Source organism: Collimonas sp. GW821-FHT07E08 (genome assembly GCF_059418905.1).
Genome location: NZ_JBWKQR010000004.1, coordinates 134,278 through 157,751, shown reverse-complemented (window position 1 = coordinate 157,751; position 23,474 = coordinate 134,278). Strand labels below are relative to the sequence as shown.

Below are 23,474 nucleotides of genomic sequence, written 5' to 3'. Positions count from 1 at the left end.
GACTATGCTGAACGTTGAACAACTGAACCAGTATTACGGCTCCTCGCATACCCTGCGCGGCGTTTCGCTGTCCCTGGAAAAAGGCAAGTGCCTGGCTCTGCTGGGCCGTAACGGCGTCGGCAAGACCACCCTGCTGAAATGCCTGATGGGCGTGCTGCCCAGCGCCAGCGGCAAGGTGGTGCTGGAGGGACGCGACATCACCAGCCTCAAGCCGCACCAGCGCGCCGCGCTTGGCATTGCCTATGTGCCGCAGGGACGTGAAATCTTTGCGCGCCTGTCGGTGGAAGAAAACCTGCTGATGGGCATGGCCACCAAATCGGGCAAGAAGGCGTTGCTGATCAAGGACGAGGTCTACGAACTGTTCCCGGTGCTGAAAGAAATGCTGCAGCGGCGCGGCGGCGACCTGTCCGGCGGCCAGCAGCAGCAGCTGGCGATCGCGCGGGCCTTGCTGGCGGAACCGAAGCTGATCATCCTGGACGAGCCGACCGAAGGCATCCAGCCCTCCATCATCAAGGATATCGGGCGCGTGATCCGCTTGCTGCGCGAACGCGGCGACATCGGCATCCTGCTATGCGAACAGTACTTCGATTTTGCGCGCGACCTGGCGGACAACTTTGTCGTGCTGTCGCGCGGCGAAGTGGTGGCCGCCGGCAGCCAGGACGGGATGGATGACGACAGCGTGAAACGGCACTTGGCGGTATAGTTCCCCATGGATAATTTCATTGCCCAGCCCATGCCGGCCAGCGCCGGGCCTGCCCTGCCTGCGGCCCTGTCCGAGCCGATCCATCGCGCCGGCAACCAGGCCTGGCTGTCGCTGCGCTTTGGCGACGACCGCGGCACCACGCGGCTGCTGGAGCGCGCCCACTACGGCCCCTTGCGTGTGCAAAAATCGCTCTATCCGGAACATCCGTCGATCTGCCACGCCATCATCGTCCATCCGCCCGGCGGCGTGGTCGGCGGCGACCAGCTTACCGTCAAGGCCAGCGTCGGTCCAGGCGCCCACGCCTTCCTCACCACGCCCGGCGCCGCCAAGTGGTACCAGGCCAACGGCAAGCTTTCGCAGCAGCACGTCCGGCTGCAGCTTGCCGATTCGGCAACCATGGAATGGCTGCCGCAGGAGACCATTTTTTTCGACCAGGCCGAAGTCGCGCTGGAACACCAGGTGGAGCTGCAAGGCGACGCCCGCTACATCGGCGGCGAGATCCTGTGCTTCGGCCGCACCGCCTCGGGCGAAACATTCAACAGCGGCCGCATCTCGCAGCAGACCAGCATTCGCCGCGACGGCAAATTATTGTGGTTTGAACAAGGTGCGCTGAGCGGCGCCAGCCCGGCCATGCACAACCGCCTGGGATTGGCGGGCTGTACCGTGTGCGCCACCCTGGTAGTGGCCGGCAAGCCGTTTTCCCCGGGCTTCGTGCAACAGTTGCGCGAACTCTCGAACCAGCTGGCGGGAGACCGGGCCAGCGTCGGCGTCACGCAGGTGAAGTCAGTCCTGGTGCTGCGCCACCTGGGCCACTCCAGCGAACTGGCGCGGCAGTGGATGATGCAAGCCTGGCAGCTGGTCCGCCCGCAATTGCTGGGACACGCAGCATTGATACCGCGCATCTGGAACACCTGAATCAACGAATCAACGAATCAACGAATCAACGAACCGACATCGCCTCCGTCATCGAAAAGAAAGAACAGTCACATGGACCTGACGCCAAGAGAGAAAGACAAGCTGCTGATTTTCACCGCCGCCCTGCTGGCAGAACGGCGGCTGGCGCGCGGCCTCAAGCTGAACTATCCGGAAGCGGTAGCCTTGATCAGCGCCGCCATCATGGAAGGCGCGCGCGACGGCAAGAGCGTCGCCGAGCTGATGTCCTACGGCAGCCAGATCCTGACCCGCGCCGACGTGATGGACGGCATCGCCGAAATGATTCCCGACATCCAGGTCGAAGCCACCTTCCCGGACGGCAGCAAGCTGGTCACCGTGCATCACCCCATTCCCTAACCAGCGCCGGAGCCAACATGATTCCAGGAGAAATGCAGATCCAGGGCGGCGACATCGAACTCAATGTCGGCCGCCGCTGCAGCAGCGTCACCGTCGCCAACAGCGGCGACCGGCCGATCCAGATCGGTTCGCACTTTCATTTTTACGAAGTCAACCCGGCCCTGCTGTTCGAGCGCGAGGATACCTACGGCATGCGGCTCAACATCGCCGCCGGCACCGCGGTGCGCTTCGAGCCGGGCCAGAAGCGCACGGTGGAACTGGTGGAGCTGGCGGGCGACCGCATCGTCTACGGATTCAACGGCAAGGTCATGGGCGCATTAACGAAACGAGCAAAATCATGAGCAAGATCGCAAGGCACGCCTACGCCGAAATGTACGGCCCCACCACCGGCGACCGCATCCGCCTGGCCGACACCGAGCTGTTCATCGAAATCGAAAAGGACTACGCCACCTACGGCGAAGAAGTGAAATTCGGCGGCGGCAAGGTGATCCGCGACGGCATGGGCCAGTCGCAGCGCATGCATAAGGATGTAATGGACACGGTGATCACCAATGCCGTGATCATCGACCATTGGGGCATCGTCAAGGCCGACATCGGCATCAAGGGCGGCAAGATCGCCGCCATCGGCAAGGCCGGCAACCCGGACATCCAGCCCGACGTGACGATGGTGATCGGCGGCGCCACCGAGATCATCGCCGGCGAAGGCAAGATCGTCACCGCCGGCGGCATCGATTGCCACATCCATTTCATCTGTCCGCAGCAGATGGAAGAAGCCTTGATGAGCGGCGTCACCACCATGCTCGGCGGCGGCACCGGCCCGGCGGCAGGCACCGCCGCCACCACCTGCACGCCCGGCCCCTGGCACCTGCATGCGATGCTGTCGGCGGCCGACGCTTTCCCGATGAACCTGGGTTTCCTCGGCAAGGGCAACATCAGCCTGCCGGGGCCGCTGGAAGAACAGGTGCGGGCCGGCGCCATCGGCCTCAAGCTGCATGAAGACTGGGGCTCGACCCCGGCCGCCATCGACAACTGCCTGAGCGTGGCCGACCGCATGGATGTGCAGGTCGCGATCCATAGCGACACCCTGAACGAAGGCGGCTTCCTGGAACACACGCTGGCCGCGTTCCAGGACCGCACCATCCACACCTTCCATACCGAAGGCGCCGGCGGCGGCCATGCGCCGGACATCATCGCCGCGGTCGGCAACAGCAACGTGCTGCCCTCGTCCACCAACCCGACCCGGCCGTTTACCGTCAACACGCTGGACGAGCACCTGGACATGCTGATGGTCTGCCATCACCTCGATGCCGCGATTGCCGAAGACGTGGCGTTTGCCGAATCGCGCATCCGGCGCGAGACCATCGCCGCCGAAGACATCCTGCACGACATCGGCGCCATCAGCATGATGTCGTCCGATTCGCAGGCCATGGGCCGGGTCGGCGAAGTCATCATGCGCACCTGGCAGACCGCGCACAAGATGAAGGTCCAGCGCGGCAAGCTGGCCGAGGACAGCGGCAGCAAGGCTGACAATTTCCGCGTCAAGCGCTACATCGCCAAATACACGATCAATCCCGCCATCACCCATGGCATTTCGCATGTGGTGGGCTCGATCGAAGTCGGCAAGATTGCCGACCTGGTGCTGTGGAAGCCGGCTTTCTTCGGCGTCAAGCCATCCGCCATCCTGAAAAGCGGCATGATCGCCGCCGCCCAGATGGGCGATCCGAACGCTTCTATCCCGACCCCGCAGCCGGTGCACTACCGGATGATGTTCGGCGCCTACGGCGGCGGCCTCAAGACCTCGCTCACCTTTGTTTCGCAAGCGGCGTTTGACGACGGCATAGGCGAACGCCTGAAGCTGAACAAGCCGGTGGTGGCGATCAAAGACGTGCGCCACCTGCGCAAGCACCACATGATCCACAACAGCGCCACGCCGCACATGGAAGTCAATCCGGAAACCTATGAAGTGCGCGCCGACGGCGAATTGCTGGTGTGCGAACCGGCCAGCATATTGCCGATGGCGCAGCGTTATTTCCTGTTCTGATTCAATTTCGACGAAAGCAAGATGTTAATCCTCAACACAAAAGTAGAACGCGCCGACCTGGTCCATGGCGAACTGGTCTTGCCCTATGAACTGCGCGAGAAAAGCCGCCTGCGGGCAGCGCTGGCCAGCGGCGAAGAAGTCGGCGTATTCACGGTGCGCGGCACCGTGCTGCGCCATGGCGACCTGCTCAAAGGCAGCGACGACAGCGGCCAGGAGCGCGTGATCAGGATCATGGCGGCGGCCGAAGCAACCTACCGCATCGAATGCGCCAGTCCGCACGCCTTGCTGCGCTGCGCTTTCCACCTGGGCAACCGGCACACCCAGGCGCATGTCGGCGACGGGTTCCTGCGCATACGCAAGGATGCGGTGCTGAAGGAAATGCTGCAGGGCTTGCAAGCCACGGTCACCGAAGAACTGGCGGCGTTCGAGCCCGAATCGGGAGCCTATGGCGGCGGCCATCACCATCATCACGACGGCTTGCTGGCGCCGGTGCCGCTGCGCCAGAAAATCCACCGGCCTGGCGACGAGTCCGGCACCTGAGTCCGGCACACAAGATGAACGCGACCGCGCTGCTCCACCTGCTGCAACTGGCCAGTCCGTCGCTGCCGATCGGCGCCTACAGCTATTCGCAGGGACTGGAAACGGCTATCGACAAGGGCTGGGTCAAGGATCCGGAATCCGCGCGCGGCTGGATCTGCAACAACCTGCAGCAAGTAGTGACGCTGTTTGAGGCGCCCGTCTTGTGGCGCCTGCTGCAAGCGTTCGAAGGCCGCGACGGCGCCGCGGTTGCGCTGTGGACTGAACGCTTCATCGCAGCCCGCGACACCGCCGAATTCCGCGCCGAAACCATACAGATGGGATATTCGCTGGGCAAGCTGGCGATCGAACTGCAGGTAGGCGATGCCGCCTTGCTGGCGATCTTGCAGGCCCAGCCGGAACTGCCGCTGCCGACCGCCTACGCCTACGCCGCGGTAGCGCTGCAGGTGCCGCATGAGGCGGCGCTGCTGGGCATGCTGTTTTCCTGGGCGGAAAACCAGGTGCTGGTGTGCGTCAAGTCGATACCGCTGGGCCAGGTCGCCGGCCAGCGCCTGCTGTTGTCCTTGCAGGCAGAACTGCAGCTGGCTGCACGGCAGGCGCAAGAACTGGCCGACCATGAATTGTCGAACTGGGCGCCGGGCCTGTCGCTGCTGTCGATGCAGCATGAAGAACAATACAGCCGCCTTTACCGCTCCTGAAACCAAGCATTCAATATTTTTAAGCGAATCCCAAAATGACCACTTCCTCAACATCCAATCCACTCCGCGTCGGCATCGGCGGCCCGGTCGGCTCCGGCAAGACCGCGCTGTGCGAAATGCTGTGCAAAGGCATGCGCGACCACTACGACATGGCGGTCATCACCAACGACATCTACACCAAGGAAGACATGGAGATCCTGCTGCGCGCCGACGCCTTGCCGGCGGAGCGCCTGATGGGCGTGGAGACCGGCGGCTGCCCGCACACCGCGATACGCGAAGACGCCTCGATCAACCTGGAGGCAATTGCGCGCATGAGCGCCGATTTCCCCGACCTCGACCTGATCCTGCTGGAATCCGGCGGCGACAACCTGGCGGCGACCTTCAGCCCGGAACTGTCCGACCTGACCATCTACGTGATCGACGTCGCCGGCGGTGAAAAAATCCCGCGCAAGGGCGGCCCCGGCATCACCCGCTCCGACCTGCTGATCATCAACAAGACCGACCTCGCCCCCTACGTCGGCGCCAACCTGGATGTGATGGCGCACGACGCCAAAAAGATGCGCGGCGAACGGCCGTTCATTTTCACCAACCTGCGCAGCGGCGACGGCGTTGAGCAAGTGATCGCTTTCATCCGCGAACAAGGTTTGCTGGACCAGCCTAAATCAGCAGCCTGAATCCGCAATCCAAATAAGCAACCCAAATGAACTCTTCAAATAGACCGCCATTTCCAAGGAGTCCTGCCATGTCCCATCCTTCCGCCCGTACCTGTGGCCGCCTCAGCGCGCTGGCCATCGCCGCCTTCGGCATCGGCTCGGCGTTCGCCCATCCGGGCCATCCCGACGCATTCGGCTTCAACGACGGATTTTCCCATCCGTTCTCCGGCATCGACCATTTGCTGGCGATGCTGGCGCTCGGCCTGTGGGCGGCGCAAAACAAGCGCTCCGCGCTGTGGGTGCTGCCGCTGGCGTTTCCGCTGACGATGGCGGCCGGCGCGCTGCTGGCGTTTTCCGGCCTGCAGCTGCCCGCGGTTGAAACCGGCATTGCGGCATCGGTCGCCGTGCTCGGCCTGCTGATCGCCTTCGCCGTGCGCATGCCGCTCTGGGCCAGCGCCGGCGTGGTTTCCATCTTCGCGCTGTTCCACGGCTATGCGCATGGCAGCGAGTTGCCGCATGGCGCCTCGGCGCTTTGGTATGGCGCCGGTTTTGTCGCTGCGACAGCGCTGCTGCATGCGCTTGGCCTGGCGATCGGCCTGGTTGCCGGCCAGAAAATGGCGGCGCAGGCAGTGCGGCTGGGCGGCGTGGCGATTGCGGCGGTGGGCTGCTACCTGCTGTCCGGCGCACTCTAAGAAACAGCCAAGCCCCATGGCTGCAGCTTGCAGCGATTCAAAAAAAGCCAGTTTCTTCCGCGCTGCGCCGCGGAAGAAACTGGCTTTTTCATTGTTCGGGACCCTGCATATTCAAATATGCTAATGTCTTTCAGCTTGCTGAAGTCATTGCACTTCCTTTTTTGCAACCTGGACTGGATATAACATGACTACCTCTATTGCATACCGGATACCGGGGCGCGCCCGCGACCTCGGCGAACTCGTAGTACGCCGCGTGCTGCCGGCCGGCCGCCACCAAAGCGTGGGACCTTTCCTGTTTTTCGACCACATGGGGCCGGTCGACTTCGCCAGCGGCCAGGGCATCGATGTCCGCCCGCACCCGCACATCGGCCTGGCGACGGTCACCTATCTGTTCGAAGGCGCCATCCGCCACCATGACAGCCTGGGCAACGACCAGGAAATCATTCCGGGCGACGTCAACTGGATGACTGCCGGACGCGGCATCGTCCATGCCGAACGCACGCCTGCGGCGCAGCGCGCCAAAGGCTGGCGCCTGCACGGCATCCAGACCTGGGTGGCGCTGCCGCTGGCCGACGAACAGGGGCCGCCGGCCTTCGTTCACCATCCGGCTGCCAGCCTGCCGCTGGTCGAGGGCGACGGTTACCGGTTACGCATCATCGCCGGCCGCGCCTTCGGCAAGGAGGCGCCGGTCAAGGTCCTGGCGCCGACCTTGTATGTCGCCGCCGAAATGCAGGCCGGCGCGCAGTTCACGCTGGAAGCGGAATATCCGCAGCAGGCGGTGTATGTCGCCAGCGGCAGCGTGACCATCGATGGCGAAATGCTGGAAATGGGCGTGCTGGCGGTATTGGAACCTGGCCAGGCGGTGCGCATTGCCGCCGGCGAAGCAGCCCAGGTCATGCTGCTGGGCGGCGCTCCTATCGACGGGCCGCGCACCATCTGGTGGAATTTTGTCGCCAGCGATCCGCAGCTGATTGAAACCGCCAAAGACAACTGGCGCGAGCAGCGCTTCGATCCGGTGCCGGGCGACAACGAACGGATTCCCTTGCCGGATGCATAGGCTCGGATCTCTTTGTTCAAGGTGCTGTCGGCCAAACCGCCAACGCCATCGGTCGTTTCAGATGTGACGGCAATCGTCTGGCCGGGAGGGCGGCCGCTCTCCCCCCCATTGGTCGAGGGTACCGATGGCGTCGAATGTATTGGGGCCGACGCCGCCGCGGCAATGCCCCATTCCCGGCATCAGGAAGAGCATGGTCGCCGATGCCGACCCCGATCGGCTTGCCTCTAGCGCCTGGCTGCGCGCCGTCCCAGAAAGATATGCAACGCCAGCAATGCAGGAAACAGCAAACCCAGTATCCAGTGCGCCGCCGACCAGAGCGGCCGGCTTGATTCGCTGGCGAGGTAATACAAGGCATAACCGCTTATCGTGAGCAAGGCCAGCAGCGCGGCCATGCCCCAGCCGGAATAGCGGTTGCGGCGAGCATGGTGGGCGCGGCGCATGTGGCTGTTGAGCAAGCTTCCAACAAAAAAAAGCGCGGCCATGGCAGCGGCGCCGTGCAATTTCATAGTCCATGGCTCCAGCGGATTGACAGTCTCTCCGAACTCGCCGGCGACACGGAAAAAATAGTGCACGACCAACCACAGGATGCCGCTGGCCGCCAGCAAGCCGGACACGCCATACAGGCTGAGACGGTGCCAGCGTTCAAGCCGGAAACGGATGAGCGGCGGCCGGGTGCTGGCACGATGCAGGCTATGTTTAGGATGTTTGAGTTGGCGCATCCGTCAGATTATAAAAGCAGTCGCTCCAAACCGTTGCAATAACGGATGCCGCGGGTCGTTGCTCAGCAACACCAGCTTGGTCAGGGCGTCGGCCGTCATGCAGTCAGGGGCCAGCACCGTGGCGCTGACGCTGTCGACCAGGGCACTGCCGTCGATGCCGTGAACCAGCGCCGATCGCAGCTGGCCTCGTACCGTCTTTTGTGAAAAATAACTGCCTGAAGTGGCCATTGCAGCATTGTCCAGATCTATCTGGCAGGCGATCTGCCCAGGTGAACGAGGATCGCGGACCATGACCGGAAACGGGTTTTCGCCGAACGCCCGCAAATCGCCGCCGGCGTTGACGCAAGCCGCAGCAACACCCTGTCTCTGCAAAGCGGCGATGGCGACGTCCACCGCGTAACCCTTGGCGATGCCGCCGAGGTCGATCAGCACCGGCGCCAGCTTGCGGACGTTGCCGGCTTCATCGACATGCAAGGCCGGCCGGCTGGCATCGGTGTCCGCATCGAGGTCCGCACCCGCACCTGGCAAATAATCCCACTGCACCAGTTTCGAGGCACAAGCGATATTGAACAGGCCGCCTGTCGCCGTGCTCATGTCAAGCGCCGCGCGCAGCACTGCCGCCGTATGGCCATCGACCTGCAGTACGCTGTCGACCGCCATTTGATTGATCCTGCTGACATCGCCGGCGGCGTCATGAAAGCTCATCAGGCGATGCACTTCGGCGATTGCGCCAAAGGCGGCGTCGAATGCAGCTGCGGCGGCTGTCCCGTCGAGAGCATCGGCAAGCGTCACCTCAACCAGGGTTCCCAGCCAAGGTTGCGCCCGCCGCTTCATTTTTTCAGCGCGACCTGGGCAATCGCAGCGATCCGCCGCACGCCATCGGTAACGTGAGTGCACGACAGCGTGGCGCCGCTGATGCTGGCGATGCCGTCGCCGATCGCCAAACCGGCTGCGGCCGTCTTGCCGACGAACTGCTTGCGCCACGCCGGACTCTTGATTTCAAAGCCATGGCTTTCCCGATAGGTCAGGATTTCAATCTGCTTGATGCTGGCGTCGGGATTGACCGCGACCGCGTACGAGATCAGCTCGAACTTGCCGACCACGTCGTCCAGCACCATGTAGCCCAGCTGGGTATCGCCTTTATAGGCAGCGAACACGCGCCAGGCGACCGAACGCGCAGGCAAGCCGGAAAGTTTTTCGACCTGCTTCATCTGCTCGGCGGACAGCTGCAGGCTGGCATCCTTGAATCCGCTGGCGTCCGGAAACATGGCTTGCTGCGCCTGCTCCACCGTCAGGTACTGGGTGCCGAAAGCGTTCGAGGCAGCGCCGGCGGCAAGCGCCAGCACCGTCATATTGATGGGTTTCATGATCAAAAATCAGAAAGCATAACCCAGGCCGAGGTTGAAGCGGTCGCGCGCGGTATCTACCTTGAATTTCTGGTAATCGGCTTTCAGGACCACGCCTTCACCGACATTGAAGTTGAGGCCGGTAGTCCACACGCCTTCGTTCGGTCCGGTGGCGACTGCCAGGCCGGCCGGCATCGCTGCGTAGCCGTTGGCGGTGTTGAAGCGCTCATAGCGTACGAAGGGCGTCAGGGTGTAGTCGGAATTTTTCCATAACTGGTAGGCGGCTTGCGTGTACCAGCCGTAGAACGACGACGGCACCGGCGTCGGCTGGCCGGCAAATGTCTGGTTCAGGGCTTCGGTGTTGCTGATGGTGCCGCGCGCGTAGACCGCCGACAAGTCCCACTTGCCTGGGGTGTAGCGGGCATGCAGGTCCCACAAGGTCAGGCGCGCATCTTGCGCCGGGAAATCCGGGGTCTTTTGTCCGACCTTGCCGGTAAACACCGAGCCGCCCAGCAGCAAGCCTGGCACGCCGCGCCAGTTCAATGCGCCGAACACGCTCAGATCGTGCGACTTTGCCATCTGGCCTTCCTGGTGGATGCTGCCCAGCGGCGAATCGCGGCCTTCGGTCGCTGCGGCATCCCATTTGCTCAGGTCGAAGCCCGTAGTCAGGCCGGTGTCCCAGGTCAAGCCGTTGTCCAGGGTCTGCGACAGTCCCAGGCCGGCTTCGCGCCAGGTTGACGGGATGATCGCGGTTTCAACGAAATTGCGATATACGCCGTAGTAGGCAGTCGGTTCGTGATTCGTGTTGAGCAAGCCGGCCGGGATCAGGAACAGGCCGCCTTTGGCGCGCAGGCCGTTGTTGAACTCGCGCTCGACATACAGCTGCTCGACTTCCGTCTCGCCCTTGTCGCTGGCGGACGTGACGGCATGCTCCCATTCGAATTCAGCCACCATCTTGGTCTTTTCGTCAAAACGATGGGTGATGCCGATTACCGCGCGGGCGACATCGGTCTGCGCCTTGCTGCTGTCATGACGCGGACGGGTGTAATTGACTTCGCCGTAGCTCGACAGCACCGTGTTCGGTCCCAACATGGCCGCCGGCGAAGCCGCCGCTACCGTCGAGACCGGCGCAGCGGCGACTGCCGGAGCAGCCGCGACCGCTACTGGGGCAACAGGTGCAGCCGCCAGCGCGTCCTGGCGCTTTTCAACCGTGTCGGTTTTTTTCTTGGTGGCCGCGAGCTCAGCCTTGAGCTGCTCGACTTCGGCAGCCAGCTTGTCGAGCCGTTTCAGCAATTCCGCTTCGCTGGCCGACGCCGCCAGCGGGCTTGCCATCAAGGCCAATGCAACGGCTTGCGCCAGGATATTTTTTTTCATGATCTTGCTTCCCCTTTAAATTTTATTGTGCCTTGTAGCCATCGGTAAGCGTGCCGAGAAACTGCACGACATCGTCGACTTCGCTGTCGGACAATGCCGGCGGCATATTCGGTTGCCGGTTATACGGCACTTCGGTGACATTCACGTTCTTGCGGTATTGCTCGGGCAAGTCGTTGAATTTCTGGGCGACGCCATTCGCGTCGGCCGGATACCACAGCTCCGGATTTGTATCGCGCTTGACGTAGAAACTCACCGCCTCGCGCAAAGTCTTGAAGTAGCCGTTATGGAAAAACACCTTGCGGGTGGCGACATTGCGCAAGGTCGGCACCTTGAAGGCGCCGCACAGCTCGCTGCGGTTGCCCAGGTCGGTGCGGTCCGGCCCGCACAGGCCGAGATCGAAGTAAGCCGCGTCGGCGGTCGCTGCGATCGCCGGATTGCGCGGCACGCCAAGGTTGTCGAAAGTGAAATCGGTAAACAACGGCGGCGAACCGTCGCTCCCCTTGGCGCTCAGGTGGCAGGCGACGCAGTTGCCCTTGGTCGGGTTGTTGAACAGGGCCAGTCCGCGCAGCTCGGCCGCGTCCAGCGGCACCTTGCCGGCCAGGAATTGATCGTACTTGGAATCGTAGGGATGGAAATCCGCGTCTTCTTTCTGGTACTGCTGCAACGCCAGCTGGATACGGTTGAAAGCGTCGTCGCTATTGTCCAGGATGGATGCGCCGAACACTTGGCGGAATTCCTCGGCATACGCCGCCTGCTTCAGTCTGACGATCACGCTGGCCTTGCTGCCGTTGGCCATTTCGTGCGGCGCCAGGAACGGCCGCTCCGACTGGTCGGCCAGCGTATTGGCGCGGCCGTCGCGATTGAAGCCGCCGGTCGGCGTGCCGTCGCTGGCAAAGAAGAAAGCCGGGGTCAGGTTCAGGTAACGCAAGGACGGCACCGCGCGAAAGCCGGGCACATCGAGATTGGCGCCGCCCAGCTGTACTGCCAGGTCGTTGCTCTGCGCGTGTGCATTGTCGGGATTGTGGCAGGTGGCGCAGGACTGCTTGCCTGAGGCAGACAGGCTCTGATCGCTGAATATCTTCTTGCCCAGGGCGGCGACCTTGCTCAAACCGCCATCGGCCACCGGCGTAATCGGCGTACTGGCGCTGTCGTCGCCGCCTCCTCCGCATGCAGCCGCCAGACAGGCTATCGCCAATGCGAGCGGCCACTTGAGCCTTCCCCGATTGCGGGCCGGAGCCGCAACATTATCTTGAAACATGTGTGTTGTTTTTTGTTGATTTAAAGTCATGCAAGCCCCGGCCAAAGACCTATCCAGACCTTGGGGCTGCTCCTCCTCTGTTTCATCGTTTTATTCTTATTTGAAACAATACGAAACAATAGAATACGAATGGTATTGAGAATGATTGCAATTAGCAATTACTATCACTTTCAGCTGGGAATTTCTGCAGAACATGTCTTTTTCTCCCAACAATCGGCCACGCTTTGGGAACCTCGCTGGTGTGCACAATGGCAAGAACGGGGGCAACCGGGTCTCGCCTTGTGCCGTCCGCCATACACCGGAAACGTGGATTCAGGCATGTATCAATTCATGAGTACAAGCCGCTCAGAATTCAAGGACGGCTTTGCCCCGTCTTCCTCCCGAGTGAGGACAGTCGATCGCCTGCCGCGCGTTATCGAGCTGGAACAGGCATGACACCTCGACCTTTATTTCGCCGCGCACCACCATCGCCGCCAGGGTCGCCAGCAATTGCGCATCGGGATGCATCTGGAGCCACCGGCCGGCGCCGGCGTCTTGCCGCCGTCGCTGATCCGGCAGGACCTGGAACGCGGCCTGCTGCATGAGATCGGCATCCTGGCCGACAGCGAAGTGGAAGTCTGGCTGCCGTATTCGAGCCGGCGCCATGTCAGCAGCAGGCTGCGGGTATTCTCCGATCTGTTGCTGGAAACTTTTCCGGACGCCCGGATGATTTGATGCCAAGCTGCCATCGCATCTGGCCAATATCAACGGCACACTGGGCTGGAAAAGCGCAAACCGGCATCAACGACCAGCATTGTCCGGGATGGCTTGAGCGACACCATCCTGCAGTTTCCACGGTCGCTCGACAGAACAGGAGAACGCAATATGGCAACGCAGCTCAATATAGTCCTGGTGCATGGCGCATGGGGCGACGGCTCGCACTGGCGCCACGTGATTCCGCCGCTGCACGCAAGAGGATACCGCGTGAGCGCCGTGCAAAACCCGCTCACCTCGCTGGCCGACGATGTCGACCGCACCACCAGGTTCGCCGCAGCCCAGAACGGTCCGACGCTGCTGGTCGGCCATTCCTACGGCGGCATGGTGATCACCGGCGCGGGCCATGCGCCGAATGTGCTTGGCTTGGTGTACGTTGCCGCCTTCGCTCCCGATGAAGGCGAAACCCCGGGAGGCATTTTCGGCATGCGCGAACCGCCGCCCGGCGCCGCCAGCATCGCGCCGGACGACAACGGTTTCCTGTGGATCGCCCGCGACCAGTTCCGCGACAATTTCTGCCAGGACGTGGATGCAACGGAAGCGCTGGTGATGGCGCTGACGCAGAAGCCGATCGCTGCCCGTTGCTTCGGCGACGCCTCGGGGCCGCCGGCATGGAAAACCAAACCCTCCTGGTACCAGGTCTCGAGCAGCGACCGCATGATCCCGCCGGCAACCGAGCGCTGGTTCGCCGAACGCATGAAACCTAGGAAGACCATCGAACTGGCGGCCAGCCATGCTTCCATGGCCTCGCATCCCGATGAAATCGTCGCCCTGATTGAAGAGGCGGCGCGCGCCCTGGCCTGATGCGGCCGTTACAGCGCCGCGGCGGCCGGCTACCGGCTGGCTGCGGCGCTTGTCGTCATTGCATTTGCACCCTTGGCTTCCACAGCGCCCAGCCGAGGTTCATGCCTGCGGCAGCGATCAGGATAGCGGCGGCGCCGATCAGCTGGCTCAGCTGCAGCCGGTGGCCGAAGGCCAGGAAATCCACTGCGATCGCCACGATGGGATAGATGAACGACAGCGATCCCGTCAGGTGCGTCGGCAATTTCTGGATCGCGCCATACAGCAGGATATACATCAGCCCGGTGTGCACCACGCCGACCGTCACCAGTATGCTCCAGGCGCCGACGCCGGAAGGCAGCGCCGACAGGTGGGCGAAAGGCGCCAGCATCAGCATGCCGACGCAGACCTGGACCAAGGCAATCAGGTGCGGCGGCGTGCCGGCCAGTTTCTTGGTGATGATGGCGGCCACCGCATAGAAAAAGGCCGCGCCCAGCGCCATCAGTATCCCCGCCAAGTAATTGCTGCCGCTGTCGGCCGCGCCCGGTTGCGCCAGCACGATCAGCAGCATGCCGGCAAAGGCTATCGCGAGCCAGGTCAGCTTGTTGAGCGTCAGCCGCTCAGCGAAAAAAACCGCGCCCAGGCCGACCAGCATGAACGGCTGGGTGTTGTAGACCGCGGTAGAGATCGAGATCGACGCGTGCGAATAAGAGATGAACAGCAGCAGCCAGTTGACCACGATCGCCACCCCGCCCAGCGCCGCCAGGGCCAGCAAGCGCAGCGTGATGGCGCCGCGCAGCAGCCCCATTCCGGCGCAGACTATCAGCAAGGTTGCCGCGCCAAACACGCAGCGCCAGAACACCACGTCCAGCACCGGCTGGCCCGAAACCACGACGAACCAGCCGATGGTTCCCGAAATGGCCATGGCGGCGGTCATTTCAACCGTGCCGCTTACTTTCTTGTTCATATAAAGCTCCCGAAAGCCGTCAGAGCCTGATAATCTCACTTTATCATCGTATTTTCCATGCTTAATACAAGGAAATATGCGTCATTCGCCTTATTATATAAGGCAATATTTCAAATTTCCGGAGACATGCAAAATGCTGAACAATGTCGACCAGCGCATCCTTGAAGTCCTGCTCAAGGATGCGCGTATTTCACTCAAGGAACTGGGCCAGCAGGTTGGCCTGTCCTCGCCCAGCGTGTCGGAGCGGCTGCACCGGCTTGAGGAGCGCGGCGTCATCCGCGGGTTCACGGTGGATATCGATCCGCAGGCGCTGGGCTACCAGCTGCAAGCCATCGTGCGCATCCGGCCCCTGCCCGGCAAGCTGCAGATCGTCCAGAAGCTGATCGAAGACACGCCCGAATTCTGCGAATGCGACAAGGTGACCGGAGAAGATTGTTATATCGCGCGCCTGTTCGTGCGCTCGATCGCAGAACTGGACCAGGTCATCGACCGCATCGCCGACAAGGCCGAGACCAATACCGCGATCGTCAAGGCGCAGCCGATCAAGCGCCGGCCGCCGCCGTTTGCCGCCGCATAGGACAGCGCCAGGTTAACGCTCGATCATGCGGCTCCAGCGATCGTTCCAGGCGGCGCGGTCCTTGTTGATGGCGTCCCAGTCGACCGTGTTGATGTTTTTCATCAGCTTGTCGACATTGCCTATCTTGGCTTGCACGGATTCCGGTATCTTGACATTCTTGTTGATCGGAATGACGTTGGCATACTCCACCGCCTTGGCTTGCGCGCCGGCGCTCAACAGGTATTCCGCCAGTTTCTGCGAGAGTTCGGGTTCGGAATTATTCTTCAAGGCGCAAGCGCCGACCATCAGCATGACGGCCCCCTCTTTCGGCGTAGCAAATTCGGCCGGGATGCCCTTGGCTTTCAGATTCGCAATTGCCGTCGGCGTCAGCGGGAAAATCGCGGTTTCGCCGGTTTGCACCATTTCCGATATTTTCGCTGAACTGGACAGGTACTCAAGCACGTTAGGACCGACCGTGCTGCCCCACTTCTGGAAACCCGGCTCGACATTTTTATCGGTGCCGCCGACCAGGCGGTTGAACATCAGGAAGCTGTGCAGGCCGAAGGTGCTGCTCTGGATCGACTGGAACACCACTTTTCCCTTGTATTTCGGATCGGCGAAATCCATCCAGGAGGTCGGCGCAGCCCAGCCTTTTTCATCGAACATCTTCTTGTTGTAACCGATGCCGACCGTGCCCAGTTCTATCCCCACCGCCTGGTCGTTCGCCATGCGCGCGAATGGATAAATTTCCTTGAATACCGGAGCGTCTTTCAGTTTCTGGCACAGCCCCATGCCGACCGCGCGGTACATGACGCCATCGTCGAGAAACACCAGGTGCATCTGCGGCTTGTCTTTTTGCGCCGACATCTTGGCCACGATGTCGGCGGACGTGCCGGGAACCACCACAATCTTGACGTTATTGGCTTTTTCGAATTCCGGGAATATATAGCTGGTGTAATTTTTTTCCATGCTGCCGCCGTTCATGCCGACATACAGCGTGCGCGTCTCGGCGCTGCTTGCCGCCGCGACGCCTAATGCAGAAATGAATCCTGTCGCCAGGAGAATCTGTTTGAATTTCATGGTCCCGCCTCCTCAAAGATTAAACGCCCCGATATGCCTGCCACATAATTTCCTGATGCATCGGCTTCCGCTTGTTTTCAACTTATTGCGCTGAATCTGCCGATGCTGAAAGCCTCGATAGGCGTTGCCGTCGCCCCATGGGCTACCAGGTCCGCCAGGACTTCCCCTACTGCCGGCGCCAGCTGGAAGCCGGCGCCGGAAAAACCAAAAGCATGAAACAGGCCAGGAGTCGTCGCACTCGGCCCGAGTACCGGCTGATGATCCGGCAAGGCGCCCTCGACGCCGGTCCAGCTGCGGATAACCAATGCGTTTTGCAATGCAGGAATGAATTCGCAAGCCATCCTCATCGAGGCAAACATGGAGGCGCTGGCCGGCCTGGTCGATGCAATCGCCAACTGCCCCGTGCCGCGTCCGCCGCCCAGCACGAAATTTCCTCTTTCTACCTGGCGCACATAAAAACCGCCGCCGACGATGCCGACATTGGGCTCTACCAGTTTGGGCATCGGTTCGGTCACCCACATGTTCGGAAAAATTGGATATTCCGGCACGTGCTCGCCAAATTGTCCGGCAAATCTTGCGCCCCATGCACCGGCGCAGTTAAGCAGGAATTTCGCTTTGACTTCCAGCCCGCCGGCAGCGCGGACCGTAAATTTCTCGCCATCGAAGACGGCGCTTTCTACTGCCGTCCCTTCGTGCAAGTCGGCGCCGTGATTCTTTGCCGCCAGCGCAAAAGCGGCAGCCACCAGCCGTGGATTGGCGTGGCCGTCGCCCGGGCACAAGGAGCCGCCGGCGACCTTCTCGCCCAGCCATGGAAAGCGCTGGCGCAGTGCTGCGCGTCCAAGGATCTCAAGCTGCAAGCCGAAGCCGTCGGCTTGCGCGCGGTAGTCTTCGAGCGACGCCATTTCAATCTCGCTGCGCGCCAGTTTCAGATGGCCTGAAACCGTATATTCGCAGTCGCTGCCTACCAGTTGCGGCAAACGCTGCCAGATCGCATAGGCACGCTGCGATAACGGCAGCTGCACCGCAGCCCGGCCCTGGCGCCGTACCCCGCCATAATTGACGCCGCTGGCTTGCGCACCGCACCAGCCCTGTTCCAGCAACACCACTGACAGGTTCATGCGACGCAAGGCCAGCGCGGCAGAACATCCCATCAGGCCGCCGCCGATAATGGCGACATCAGCTGTCAGCTGCTCGCTCATGACGTTTCCCGTATCAGGCTCGCCGCCGCGCCAGCCGCCACCGGCATCGGCTTGATCGGCGGCTGGCCGCGCAGGCGTCCGATTTCCGCCAGCGATTTGCCAGTGCTGCAAGCCAGGATTTCAGCTGCGGCGGCGCTGCAAACCCGCCCCTGGCAACGTCCCATGCCGACCCGGGTCAGCGCTTTCAGCCGGTTCATTTCGACCGTGCCGGCATGGTCCACGGCATGGCGCAGTTCGCCCGCCGTGATTTCTTCGCAGCGGCAAATGATTTCTTCATCGGCGCACTCGCGCGCCCATTCGACCGGCGTTGGAAATGCACGCTCCAGTCCGCGCCGGAACCCCTGTATGCGTTGCAATGCACGATCGAGGCGCCTGCTTTCTCCCGCGTCGATGGTCTTTCCCAAGTCTTCAAGCAAGGCCAGGGCGGCGCGCCGTCCCGCCAGTTCGGCGGCGTCGGCGCCGGCGATGCCGCCGCCGTCGCCCGCAAGGTATACCCCCTTGACGCTGCTGCGCCCGGCCTGGTCGCGCTGCGGCAGCCATTGCTGATTGAGCTGGCTGAACTCGAACGCGCAGCCCGCCAGGTCGGCCAGCTGGGTTTCCGAACGCAGGCCGAAACCGCTGGCGACAGCGTCGCACTCCAGCGTTTGCTCCCGGCCATCCTTATGCCAGGAAATGGTTTCTACCTTTTGCTCGCCTTTGACTGCAATTTTTTCCACGCCCTCCACCACCTTGACGCCATGGCAGCGCAGCCAAGCCAGAAAATACAAACCCTTGGCCAAAGCGAGCGGTTGCTTAAGCAGATCGAATGTCGCCTGCAGTTTGCCGGCAAAAGAAGAGGTATCCAGCACTGCCGCAATGTCGGCGCCGGCTTTCGCATATTGATAGGCAAGCAGGTAAAGCAAGGGTCCGGAACCAGCCAGGACGATACGGCTGCCGATCACGCAGCCTTGCGCTTTCAGCGCGACCTGGGCTGCGCCCAGGGTATACACGCCAGGTAAAAGCCAGCCCGGGAACGGCAAAACCCGGTCGATGGCGCCGGTACATAACATCAGGTGCGAATAGGGCAAGGATTGGTGCTGGCCGCGGCCCAGCAGGTCCAGCTGGCGGCCATCGCAATTCCACACCAGGGTCTCGGGCAGATAATTGATATAGCTGCGCAGTTTGTTGAATGTGCGATGCAGCGCATCCGCCTTGGCCGATTCGAAACCGTACAGCTGTTTTTTCGAGCGCACAAACCCTGCAGGCGGCTGGCGATATACCTGGCCGCCGGCACGCTGGTTTTCATCGACAACCACCGGCCGCAATCCTGCCGCCACCAGGACTTCGGCAGCACGCACCCCGGCCGGGCCGGCGCCGACAATCACGATCCGCGGCTCATCCATGCTGCGCTCCCGAGACTGCAGTCAGCAGCCGCATGCCGGCCTGGATTTCGGTGCTGCAGGCGCGCAGCGGCTGTCCGTCTTCAGTGCGCATCCAGCAATCCTGGCAAGCGCCGATCAGGCAAAATCCGGCGCGCGGCTTGCCGCTGAATTCAGACAAACGCAAGCTGTCCGCCTGCGTCAGGACCGCGGTCAATACGGTGTCGCCTGCCAGCGCGGTCACGCTCCGGCCGTCCAGCGAGAAGCTGACCGGTTCGCGCTGCGTCTCTGCGATTCTGGTAAATAAAGTCATTGCCTGGTTTCCTGTTGCTGGCATGGATTCATCCCTGCTGGCCGATCAATACCTTGTCCAGCCCGTAGACGCGATCCAGCACCAGCATCGCGGCGCCGGTAACCAGGATCATCAACGCCGACACCGAAGCCATCATCGGGTCGATCGATTCGGTGGCGTACATGTACATGCGCACCGGCAGGGTGACGGTTGCCGGCGTGGTCACGAAAATCGACATGGTCAGCTCGTCGAAACTGTTGATGAACGCCAGCAGCCAGCCGCCGGTAATGCCGGGCAGGATCATCGGCAGCGTGACGCGCCGGAATACCGTCCAGGGTCCGGCGCCGAGCGACTGCGCGGCCTGCTCGGCGCTTTGATCCATGCCCACTACCGCTGCCAGCACCAGCCGCAATACATAGGGGCTGATCACCACCACGTGGGCCACCACCAGCCAGCTGAACGAGCCGCTGACGCCCATGCTGGCGAACAGGCGCATCAGCGCCACCCCCAGCACCAGGGTGGGAATGATCAGCGGCGACAGGAACAAGGCATTCAAGGCATCGCGGCCGGCAAAACTCAAGCGTCCTATCGCCAATCCTGCCGGCAGCGCGACGCACAGCGAGAGCGTGGCGGACAGCAGGGCCAGCAGCAGGCTGTTGTAGAACGATTGCACGAAGTCGGGATGTTCGAAGACAGCCTTGAACCAGCGCAATGAAACACCGTGGGTCGGCAAGGACAGCGTGTCTTCCGGCGTAAACGCGACCAGGCACACAACCAGCAGCGGCGCCAGTACAAACGCCACCACCAGCGCATGGAATATCAAGGCAATCGGACCATTGTTGCGCATACGATCGGTTTCCCCGGTTAGCCCAGCGTCCTGGAATACTTGCGTTCCAGGACCCGGTTGTAGCTCAGCATGATGAGCAGGTTCGCCAGCAGCAGGATGATGGCTATCGACGCTCCCAGCGGCCAGTTGAGCGAGCCGAGGAATTCGTCGTAGACCGTGGTCGCGACCACTTTCAGGCGGCGTCCGCCCAGCAAGCCCGGAATCGCAAAGGCGCTGGCGCTGAGGCCGAACACGATCAGGCTGCCGGAGAGGATGCCGGGCAAGACCTGCGGCAGCACGATCCGCCGCAGCACGGTCGCCGGCGAGGCGTTCAGGGACATGGCTGCCTGGGCGACGGTAGGGTCGAGCCTTTGCAAGGAGGTCCATACTGGAATCACCATGAACGGCAGCATCACGTGCACCAGGGCGATCACGATGGCGCCCGTGGTGTAGAGCAGCTTGAGCGGCGCAAAACCGAACCAGGCGATAGCCGAATTAACCAGGCCGTTGGCGCTGAGCAGCATGCTCCAGCCGAAAGCGCGCACCACTACCGACACCAGCAGGGGCCCGAGGATGACGACCAGGAAAATCGAGCGCCACGGTTTCCCCATGCGGCTCAGCACATAAGCTTCCGGGGCGCCGATCACTATGCAGATGAGCGTGGTCAGGCCCGCTATCCAGAATGTGCGCAAGAAGATGGAATGGAAATATTCGTCGCTGAACACCTGCCAGTAGTTGTTCAGGCTGAATTTTGCGACGATGCCGGTGCCGGAATCGAAGCCGTAGAAAGACAGCAGCAAGGTCAGCAGCAACGGCACCAGCACCATCGTGAAAAAAAGGATCACGCCCGGGGCGGTCAGCAAGTACGGCAGCAATGGCGACGACAGCGCGGGCGACTTAGCCATGCCGGACCTCGGGCTGTCCGCGCTTGACGATGTGCAGCGCATCCGCAGGCCAGCGCAAGGAAACCTCCTGGCCGTCGCTGCATGCGGCATTGCCGCAGTTCTGCCAGGTGGCCAGCAAATCGCCCAGTCCGGTGTCGATGTGATACAGCCATTGGTTGCCAAGGAACACGCCGGAACGCACCCGGCCGCGAATGATTTCATCCTGCGGGCTGCAGCGTTCCAGTTTTTCCGGGCGCAGGCAAAGCGTGACCTGTTCGCCGATTTGCAAGGTAGCGTCGCTGGTGTTCAGCAGATGCCCGTGAACATTCAGCGCCGATCCTTGCTGGCTGACCGAGGCCACCTGCCCTTCGAACAGGTTGGCCTTGCCGACGAACTGCGAGACAAACTGGTTGACCGGCGATTCATAAGCATCGAACGGCTTGGCGATCTGGATCGCGCGGCCGGCATCCATCACCACCACGCGGTCGCTCATCGACAGGGCTTCCGACTGGTCATGCGTGACCATGATGGTAGTGGTGCCGACCTTGCGCTGGATCTCGCGCAGCTCTACCTGCATGTCCTCGCGCAGCTTGGCGTCGAGATTCGACATCGGCTCATCCAGCAGCAGCACCGGCGGTTCAATCACCAGGGCGCGCGCCAGGGCCACCCGCTGGCGCTGGCCGCCGGACAGCTCGCGTGGATAACGATGGCTGAGTTTTTCCAGGTGCACCAGCGCCAGCGCCTTGCGTACCCGCTCAGCGCATTCGTCCGGTGCAATCCGCCGCATTTCCAGGCCGAAGCCGACATTGCCGCTCACCGTCATGTGCGGAAACAAGGCATAACTCTGGAACACGATGCCGAGGCCGCGGCGGTTCGGTTTTTCATGGGTGATGTCGCGCCCGTCCAGCAGCACCCGGCCTGCGCTCGCCTCGATAAAACCGGCGATCATTTGCAGGGTGGTGGTCTTGCCGCAGCCGGAAGGTCCGAGCAGCGAAACGAACTCCCCCTTCTCCACCGTCAGGTTGAGTTTCTCCACCGCGGTGAAGTCACCGTAGTGCTTGGATAGGTTTTCCAGCTGTAGAAACGACATCGACTTGTCTCCCATGACGGTCGGTTTTGCATCCAATACCTTGCCAAAGCCTTTTCCGAAATATAGTGAAAAGAAAAATCAGGGTCAATTCAATATTCCATATACCAGACTAATTATTTGATTTACTCCATTAAATGAATATATTATTAAACATATAGATATATATATTCCACCTGGAGAAATTGATGAAGGATCAAGATGGTTCTACCGGAACCAGCCTGCAGCGCGGTTTCGCGATTATCCGGGCCCTGGCCGCAAGCAGCGGAGATGGCGCCAAGCTGACCCATATCGCCCAGGCCACCGGCCTGGCCCAGCCCACTGCGCACCGCATCCTGCGCGCACTGGCAGGCGAAGGCGTGGTCGAACAGGATGAACGCAGCAAGGCCTATCGCTTGAGCGTGGAATTTTTTGCGCTCGCTGCGCGCGCCGGCCAGCGCGGCAACTTGCGCGATATCTGCCGCCCTATCCTGCTGCGGCTGTCGGCAGCGCTGGGCGACACCATGTTCTTGCTGGTGCGCAGCGGCTACGACGCGATGTGCCTGGACCGCAGCGAGGGACCGTTCCCGATCCGTTCGTTTACGGGAGACGTAGGCGGCAGGGTGGCGCTCGGGGTCGGCCAGGGAGCATTGGTGATCCTGGCGTTCCTGCCGGAAGCGGAACGGGAAGAAATCATCCGCTTCAACCTGCCGCGCCTGCTGGACCTGGGCCTGTACGACGAGGTGTATCTGCGCACCGAAATCAAGCGCTCTCTCGATCTTGGCTACGCCGCCAGCCACGGCGTCGGGCTGCTGCCCGGCATGGCGGGCATTGCGGTGCCGGTGCTGGACCGCCAGGGTCGTGCAGTGGCCGCCCTGAGCGTCGCCACGCTGGCGGAAAGACTGAATGCCGATCGTTTGCCGACCGTGGTGCAGATATTGAAGAAAGAAGCCGCGAGCGTCGGCGCGCAGCTTAATCCGTTCGACCCGGTGCTGCGCAGGCCTGCGCAGATACTCGGCGGCTTGCCGATTGAGCCGCCCAAATGACAAAACGACCGGCTCGCGCGTACGGACCGGTCGTCAAACTGGATTGCAAAACGTAAATTGGAAAGGATGCGGCTATCGCGATAGCCGATAAAGGAGAAGACTCCCGGAACCCAGTCCTATCTGGAAAGTGGCCCCGGCGAAAGGTGAATCTACTCTTGTATCGGCACCTGAACGACGGCAAGGCTCCGGAAAATCCATGCGCGCAGGAAGGCTGCGCGGCAAATCAGGAGAAAATCAAGGCAGGATTTTTTACTGAAACGGCAAGGAAGACATGTTCATCTTCCTTGCCTGGAATATGG

The 23,474-nt window shown here is 61.9% G+C and carries 28 protein-coding genes; 14 read left to right on the top strand and 14 right to left on the bottom strand.

Annotation, left to right across the window (positions count from 1 at the left end):
* The first annotated feature begins 4 nt into the window (after nucleotides 1-4).
* From urtE to AC07RZ_RS06780, 10 genes are all read left to right on the top strand, one after another.
* Nucleotides 5-703 carry an urea ABC transporter ATP-binding subunit UrtE gene (gene urtE, locus AC07RZ_RS06825; RefSeq protein WP_144738537.1) on the top strand — a complete coding sequence of 233 codons (699 nt, stop codon included), beginning with the start codon at nucleotides 5-7 and terminating at the stop codon, nucleotides 701-703.
* Nucleotides 704-709: 6 nt separating this feature from the next.
* Nucleotides 710-1,618 (top strand): urease accessory protein UreD, encoded by a 909-nt coding sequence (locus AC07RZ_RS06820; protein ID WP_494667371.1) that lies wholly within the window; start codon nucleotides 710-712, stop codon nucleotides 1,616-1,618.
* A gap of 72 nt (nucleotides 1,619-1,690) precedes the next feature.
* Nucleotides 1,691-1,993 carry an urease subunit gamma gene (locus AC07RZ_RS06815; RefSeq protein ID WP_092393009.1) on the top strand — a complete coding sequence of 101 codons (303 nt, stop codon included), beginning with the start codon at nucleotides 1,691-1,693 and terminating at the stop codon, nucleotides 1,991-1,993.
* Nucleotides 1,994-2,010: 17 nt separating this feature from the next.
* A complete protein-coding gene (locus tag AC07RZ_RS06810) occupies nucleotides 2,011-2,334 on the top strand; it encodes an urease subunit beta (protein ID WP_494667370.1) in 324 nt (107 codons plus the stop codon).
* Nucleotides 2,331-4,034 (top strand): urease subunit alpha, encoded by a 1,704-nt coding sequence (ureC, locus tag AC07RZ_RS06805; RefSeq protein WP_494667369.1) that lies wholly within the window; start codon nucleotides 2,331-2,333, stop codon nucleotides 4,032-4,034. The genes AC07RZ_RS06810 and ureC overlap by 4 nt, the downstream gene beginning before the upstream one ends.
* A 21-nt stretch (nucleotides 4,035-4,055) precedes the next feature.
* Complete coding sequence (gene ureE, locus AC07RZ_RS06800; RefSeq protein ID WP_144738539.1) at nucleotides 4,056-4,574, top strand: urease accessory protein UreE; 519 nt, start codon at nucleotides 4,056-4,058, stop codon at nucleotides 4,572-4,574.
* A 14-nt stretch (nucleotides 4,575-4,588) separates the two neighbouring features.
* A complete protein-coding gene (locus AC07RZ_RS06795) occupies nucleotides 4,589-5,269 on the top strand; it encodes an urease accessory protein UreF (RefSeq protein WP_494667368.1) in 681 nt (226 codons plus the stop codon).
* Between the two features lie 35 nt (nucleotides 5,270-5,304).
* Nucleotides 5,305-5,943, top strand: coding sequence for an urease accessory protein UreG (gene ureG / locus AC07RZ_RS06790; RefSeq protein ID WP_144738541.1), 639 nt, complete (start codon nucleotides 5,305-5,307; stop codon nucleotides 5,941-5,943).
* Nucleotides 5,944-6,011: 68 nt separating this feature from the next.
* A complete protein-coding gene (locus AC07RZ_RS06785) occupies nucleotides 6,012-6,614 on the top strand; it encodes a HupE/UreJ family protein (RefSeq protein WP_494667367.1) in 603 nt (200 codons plus the stop codon).
* A gap of 184 nt (nucleotides 6,615-6,798) precedes the next feature.
* Nucleotides 6,799-7,671 (top strand): pirin family protein, encoded by an 873-nt coding sequence (locus tag AC07RZ_RS06780; RefSeq protein ID WP_494667366.1) that lies wholly within the window; start codon nucleotides 6,799-6,801, stop codon nucleotides 7,669-7,671.
* 224 nt (nucleotides 7,672-7,895) lie between these two features.
* Here the strand turns inward: AC07RZ_RS06780 and AC07RZ_RS06775 are convergent, their stop codons facing one another.
* From AC07RZ_RS06775 to AC07RZ_RS06750, 6 genes are all read right to left on the bottom strand, one after another.
* Complete coding sequence (locus tag AC07RZ_RS06775; protein ID WP_494667365.1) at nucleotides 7,896-8,390, bottom strand: DUF4405 domain-containing protein; 495 nt, start codon at nucleotides 8,388-8,390, stop codon at nucleotides 7,896-7,898.
* Nucleotides 8,391-8,393: 3 nt separating this feature from the next.
* The gene (locus AC07RZ_RS06770) at nucleotides 8,394-9,224 is read right to left on the bottom strand and encodes an FAD:protein FMN transferase (RefSeq protein WP_494667364.1); all 831 of its coding nucleotides are present in this window, start codon (nucleotides 9,222-9,224) and stop codon (nucleotides 8,394-8,396) included.
* Nucleotides 9,221-9,757, bottom strand: a complete 537-nt coding sequence (locus tag AC07RZ_RS06765; protein ID WP_494667363.1) for an FMN-binding protein — start codon at nucleotides 9,755-9,757, stop codon at nucleotides 9,221-9,223. Before AC07RZ_RS06765 ends, AC07RZ_RS06770 begins: the two co-directional genes overlap by 4 nt.
* Nucleotides 9,758-9,766: 9 nt before the next feature.
* Nucleotides 9,767-11,110 carry a putative porin gene (locus AC07RZ_RS06760; RefSeq protein WP_494667362.1) on the bottom strand — a complete coding sequence of 448 codons (1,344 nt, stop codon included), beginning with the start codon at nucleotides 11,108-11,110 and terminating at the stop codon, nucleotides 9,767-9,769.
* Between the two features lie 22 nt (nucleotides 11,111-11,132).
* Complete coding sequence (locus tag AC07RZ_RS06755; protein ID WP_494667361.1) at nucleotides 11,133-12,305, bottom strand: cytochrome-c peroxidase; 1,173 nt, start codon at nucleotides 12,303-12,305, stop codon at nucleotides 11,133-11,135.
* Nucleotides 12,306-12,713: 408 nt separating this feature from the next.
* Nucleotides 12,714-12,875: a zinc-binding dehydrogenase gene (locus tag AC07RZ_RS06750; RefSeq protein WP_494667360.1), complete on the bottom strand. Its 162-nt coding sequence runs from the start codon at nucleotides 12,873-12,875 to the stop codon at nucleotides 12,714-12,716.
* Between AC07RZ_RS06750 and AC07RZ_RS06745 the strand changes: the two genes are divergently transcribed.
* Together AC07RZ_RS06745 and AC07RZ_RS06740 are read left to right on the top strand one after the other, a co-directional pair.
* Nucleotides 12,870-13,082 carry a hypothetical protein gene (locus tag AC07RZ_RS06745; protein WP_494667359.1) on the top strand — a complete coding sequence of 71 codons (213 nt, stop codon included), beginning with the start codon at nucleotides 12,870-12,872 and terminating at the stop codon, nucleotides 13,080-13,082. The two genes, AC07RZ_RS06750 and AC07RZ_RS06745, sit on opposite strands and share 6 nt — an antisense overlap.
* 150 nt (nucleotides 13,083-13,232) lie before the next feature.
* The gene (locus tag AC07RZ_RS06740) at nucleotides 13,233-13,925 is read left to right on the top strand and encodes an alpha/beta fold hydrolase (RefSeq protein WP_494667358.1); all 693 of its coding nucleotides are present in this window, start codon (nucleotides 13,233-13,235) and stop codon (nucleotides 13,923-13,925) included.
* Between the two features lie 55 nt (nucleotides 13,926-13,980).
* Here the strand turns inward: AC07RZ_RS06740 and AC07RZ_RS06735 are convergent, their stop codons facing one another.
* Nucleotides 13,981-14,868 (bottom strand): DMT family transporter, encoded by an 888-nt coding sequence (locus AC07RZ_RS06735; RefSeq protein ID WP_494667357.1) that lies wholly within the window; start codon nucleotides 14,866-14,868, stop codon nucleotides 13,981-13,983.
* 133 nt (nucleotides 14,869-15,001) lie between these two features.
* Between AC07RZ_RS06735 and AC07RZ_RS06730 the strand changes: the two genes are divergently transcribed.
* Nucleotides 15,002-15,445 (top strand): Lrp/AsnC family transcriptional regulator, encoded by a 444-nt coding sequence (locus AC07RZ_RS06730; protein ID WP_144738548.1) that lies wholly within the window; start codon nucleotides 15,002-15,004, stop codon nucleotides 15,443-15,445.
* A gap of 12 nt (nucleotides 15,446-15,457) precedes the next feature.
* On the opposite strand, the gene AC07RZ_RS06725 is transcribed toward AC07RZ_RS06730, so the two are convergent.
* The 7 genes from AC07RZ_RS06725 to AC07RZ_RS06695 form a co-directional block, all read right to left on the bottom strand.
* Nucleotides 15,458-16,504, bottom strand: coding sequence for an ABC transporter substrate-binding protein (locus AC07RZ_RS06725; RefSeq protein WP_494667356.1), 1,047 nt, complete (start codon nucleotides 16,502-16,504; stop codon nucleotides 15,458-15,460).
* A gap of 77 nt (nucleotides 16,505-16,581) precedes the next feature.
* On the bottom strand, nucleotides 16,582-17,703 hold the full coding sequence (locus AC07RZ_RS06720) for an NAD(P)/FAD-dependent oxidoreductase (protein WP_494667355.1): 1,122 nt from the start codon (nucleotides 17,701-17,703) through the stop codon (nucleotides 16,582-16,584).
* A complete protein-coding gene (locus AC07RZ_RS06715) occupies nucleotides 17,700-19,085 on the bottom strand; it encodes an FAD/NAD(P)-dependent oxidoreductase (RefSeq protein WP_494667354.1) in 1,386 nt (461 codons plus the stop codon). The genes AC07RZ_RS06720 and AC07RZ_RS06715 overlap by 4 nt, the downstream gene beginning before the upstream one ends.
* The gene (locus AC07RZ_RS06710; RefSeq protein WP_494667353.1) at nucleotides 19,078-19,374 is read right to left on the bottom strand and encodes a (2Fe-2S)-binding protein; all 297 of its coding nucleotides are present in this window, start codon (nucleotides 19,372-19,374) and stop codon (nucleotides 19,078-19,080) included. The genes AC07RZ_RS06715 and AC07RZ_RS06710 overlap by 8 nt, the downstream gene beginning before the upstream one ends.
* Nucleotides 19,375-19,402: 28 nt before the next feature.
* Nucleotides 19,403-20,200 (bottom strand): ABC transporter permease, encoded by a 798-nt coding sequence (locus AC07RZ_RS06705; protein WP_494667352.1) that lies wholly within the window; start codon nucleotides 20,198-20,200, stop codon nucleotides 19,403-19,405.
* A gap of 17 nt (nucleotides 20,201-20,217) precedes the next feature.
* A complete protein-coding gene (locus AC07RZ_RS06700; protein ID WP_494667351.1) occupies nucleotides 20,218-21,084 on the bottom strand; it encodes an ABC transporter permease in 867 nt (288 codons plus the stop codon).
* On the bottom strand, nucleotides 21,077-22,153 hold the full coding sequence (locus AC07RZ_RS06695; protein ID WP_494667350.1) for an ABC transporter ATP-binding protein: 1,077 nt from the start codon (nucleotides 22,151-22,153) through the stop codon (nucleotides 21,077-21,079). Before AC07RZ_RS06695 ends, AC07RZ_RS06700 begins: the two co-directional genes overlap by 8 nt.
* Before the next feature lie 185 nt (nucleotides 22,154-22,338).
* Between AC07RZ_RS06695 and AC07RZ_RS06690 the strand changes: the two genes are divergently transcribed.
* The gene (locus tag AC07RZ_RS06690) at nucleotides 22,339-23,175 is read left to right on the top strand and encodes an IclR family transcriptional regulator (RefSeq protein ID WP_092392953.1); all 837 of its coding nucleotides are present in this window, start codon (nucleotides 22,339-22,341) and stop codon (nucleotides 23,173-23,175) included.
* Nucleotides 23,176-23,474: the final 299 nt, after the last annotated feature.

Bases quoted from the DNA above. Each gene is read 5' to 3' on its own strand.
- urtE (WP_144738537.1), top strand. From the start codon at position 5: ATGCTGAACGTTGAACAACTGAACCAGTATTACGGCTCCTCGCATACC.
- AC07RZ_RS06820 (WP_494667371.1), top strand. From the start codon at position 710: ATGGATAATTTCATTGCCCAGCCCATGCCGGCCAGCGCCGGGCCTGCC.
- AC07RZ_RS06815 (WP_092393009.1), top strand. From the start codon at position 1,691: ATGGACCTGACGCCAAGAGAGAAAGACAAGCTGCTGATTTTCACCGCC.
- AC07RZ_RS06810 (WP_494667370.1), top strand. From the start codon at position 2,011: ATGATTCCAGGAGAAATGCAGATCCAGGGCGGCGACATCGAACTCAAT.
- ureC (WP_494667369.1), top strand. From the start codon at position 2,331: ATGAGCAAGATCGCAAGGCACGCCTACGCCGAAATGTACGGCCCCACC.
- ureE (WP_144738539.1), top strand. From the start codon at position 4,056: ATGTTAATCCTCAACACAAAAGTAGAACGCGCCGACCTGGTCCATGGC.
- AC07RZ_RS06795 (WP_494667368.1), top strand. From the start codon at position 4,589: ATGAACGCGACCGCGCTGCTCCACCTGCTGCAACTGGCCAGTCCGTCG.
- ureG (WP_144738541.1), top strand. From the start codon at position 5,305: ATGACCACTTCCTCAACATCCAATCCACTCCGCGTCGGCATCGGCGGC.
- AC07RZ_RS06785 (WP_494667367.1), top strand. From the start codon at position 6,012: ATGTCCCATCCTTCCGCCCGTACCTGTGGCCGCCTCAGCGCGCTGGCC.
- AC07RZ_RS06780 (WP_494667366.1), top strand. From the start codon at position 6,799: ATGACTACCTCTATTGCATACCGGATACCGGGGCGCGCCCGCGACCTC.
- AC07RZ_RS06775 (WP_494667365.1), bottom strand. From the start codon at position 8,390: ATGCGCCAACTCAAACATCCTAAACATAGCCTGCATCGTGCCAGCACC.
- AC07RZ_RS06770 (WP_494667364.1), bottom strand. From the start codon at position 9,224: ATGAAGCGGCGGGCGCAACCTTGGCTGGGAACCCTGGTTGAGGTGACG.
- AC07RZ_RS06765 (WP_494667363.1), bottom strand. From the start codon at position 9,757: ATGAAACCCATCAATATGACGGTGCTGGCGCTTGCCGCCGGCGCTGCC.
- AC07RZ_RS06760 (WP_494667362.1), bottom strand. From the start codon at position 11,110: ATGAAAAAAAATATCCTGGCGCAAGCCGTTGCATTGGCCTTGATGGCA.
- AC07RZ_RS06745 (WP_494667359.1), top strand. From the start codon at position 12,870: ATGCATCTGGAGCCACCGGCCGGCGCCGGCGTCTTGCCGCCGTCGCTG.
- AC07RZ_RS06750 (WP_494667360.1), bottom strand. From the start codon at position 12,875: ATGCATCCCGATGCGCAATTGCTGGCGACCCTGGCGGCGATGGTGGTG.
- AC07RZ_RS06740 (WP_494667358.1), top strand. From the start codon at position 13,233: ATGGCAACGCAGCTCAATATAGTCCTGGTGCATGGCGCATGGGGCGAC.
- AC07RZ_RS06735 (WP_494667357.1), bottom strand. From the start codon at position 14,868: ATGAACAAGAAAGTAAGCGGCACGGTTGAAATGACCGCCGCCATGGCC.
- AC07RZ_RS06730 (WP_144738548.1), top strand. From the start codon at position 15,002: ATGCTGAACAATGTCGACCAGCGCATCCTTGAAGTCCTGCTCAAGGAT.
- AC07RZ_RS06725 (WP_494667356.1), bottom strand. From the start codon at position 16,504: ATGAAATTCAAACAGATTCTCCTGGCGACAGGATTCATTTCTGCATTA.
- AC07RZ_RS06720 (WP_494667355.1), bottom strand. From the start codon at position 17,703: ATGAGCGAGCAGCTGACAGCTGATGTCGCCATTATCGGCGGCGGCCTG.
- AC07RZ_RS06715 (WP_494667354.1), bottom strand. From the start codon at position 19,085: ATGGATGAGCCGCGGATCGTGATTGTCGGCGCCGGCCCGGCCGGGGTG.
- AC07RZ_RS06710 (WP_494667353.1), bottom strand. From the start codon at position 19,374: ATGACTTTATTTACCAGAATCGCAGAGACGCAGCGCGAACCGGTCAGC.
- AC07RZ_RS06705 (WP_494667352.1), bottom strand. From the start codon at position 20,200: ATGCGCAACAATGGTCCGATTGCCTTGATATTCCATGCGCTGGTGGTG.
- AC07RZ_RS06700 (WP_494667351.1), bottom strand. From the start codon at position 21,084: ATGGCTAAGTCGCCCGCGCTGTCGTCGCCATTGCTGCCGTACTTGCTG.
- AC07RZ_RS06695 (WP_494667350.1), bottom strand. From the start codon at position 22,153: ATGTCGTTTCTACAGCTGGAAAACCTATCCAAGCACTACGGTGACTTC.
- AC07RZ_RS06690 (WP_092392953.1), top strand. From the start codon at position 22,339: ATGAAGGATCAAGATGGTTCTACCGGAACCAGCCTGCAGCGCGGTTTC.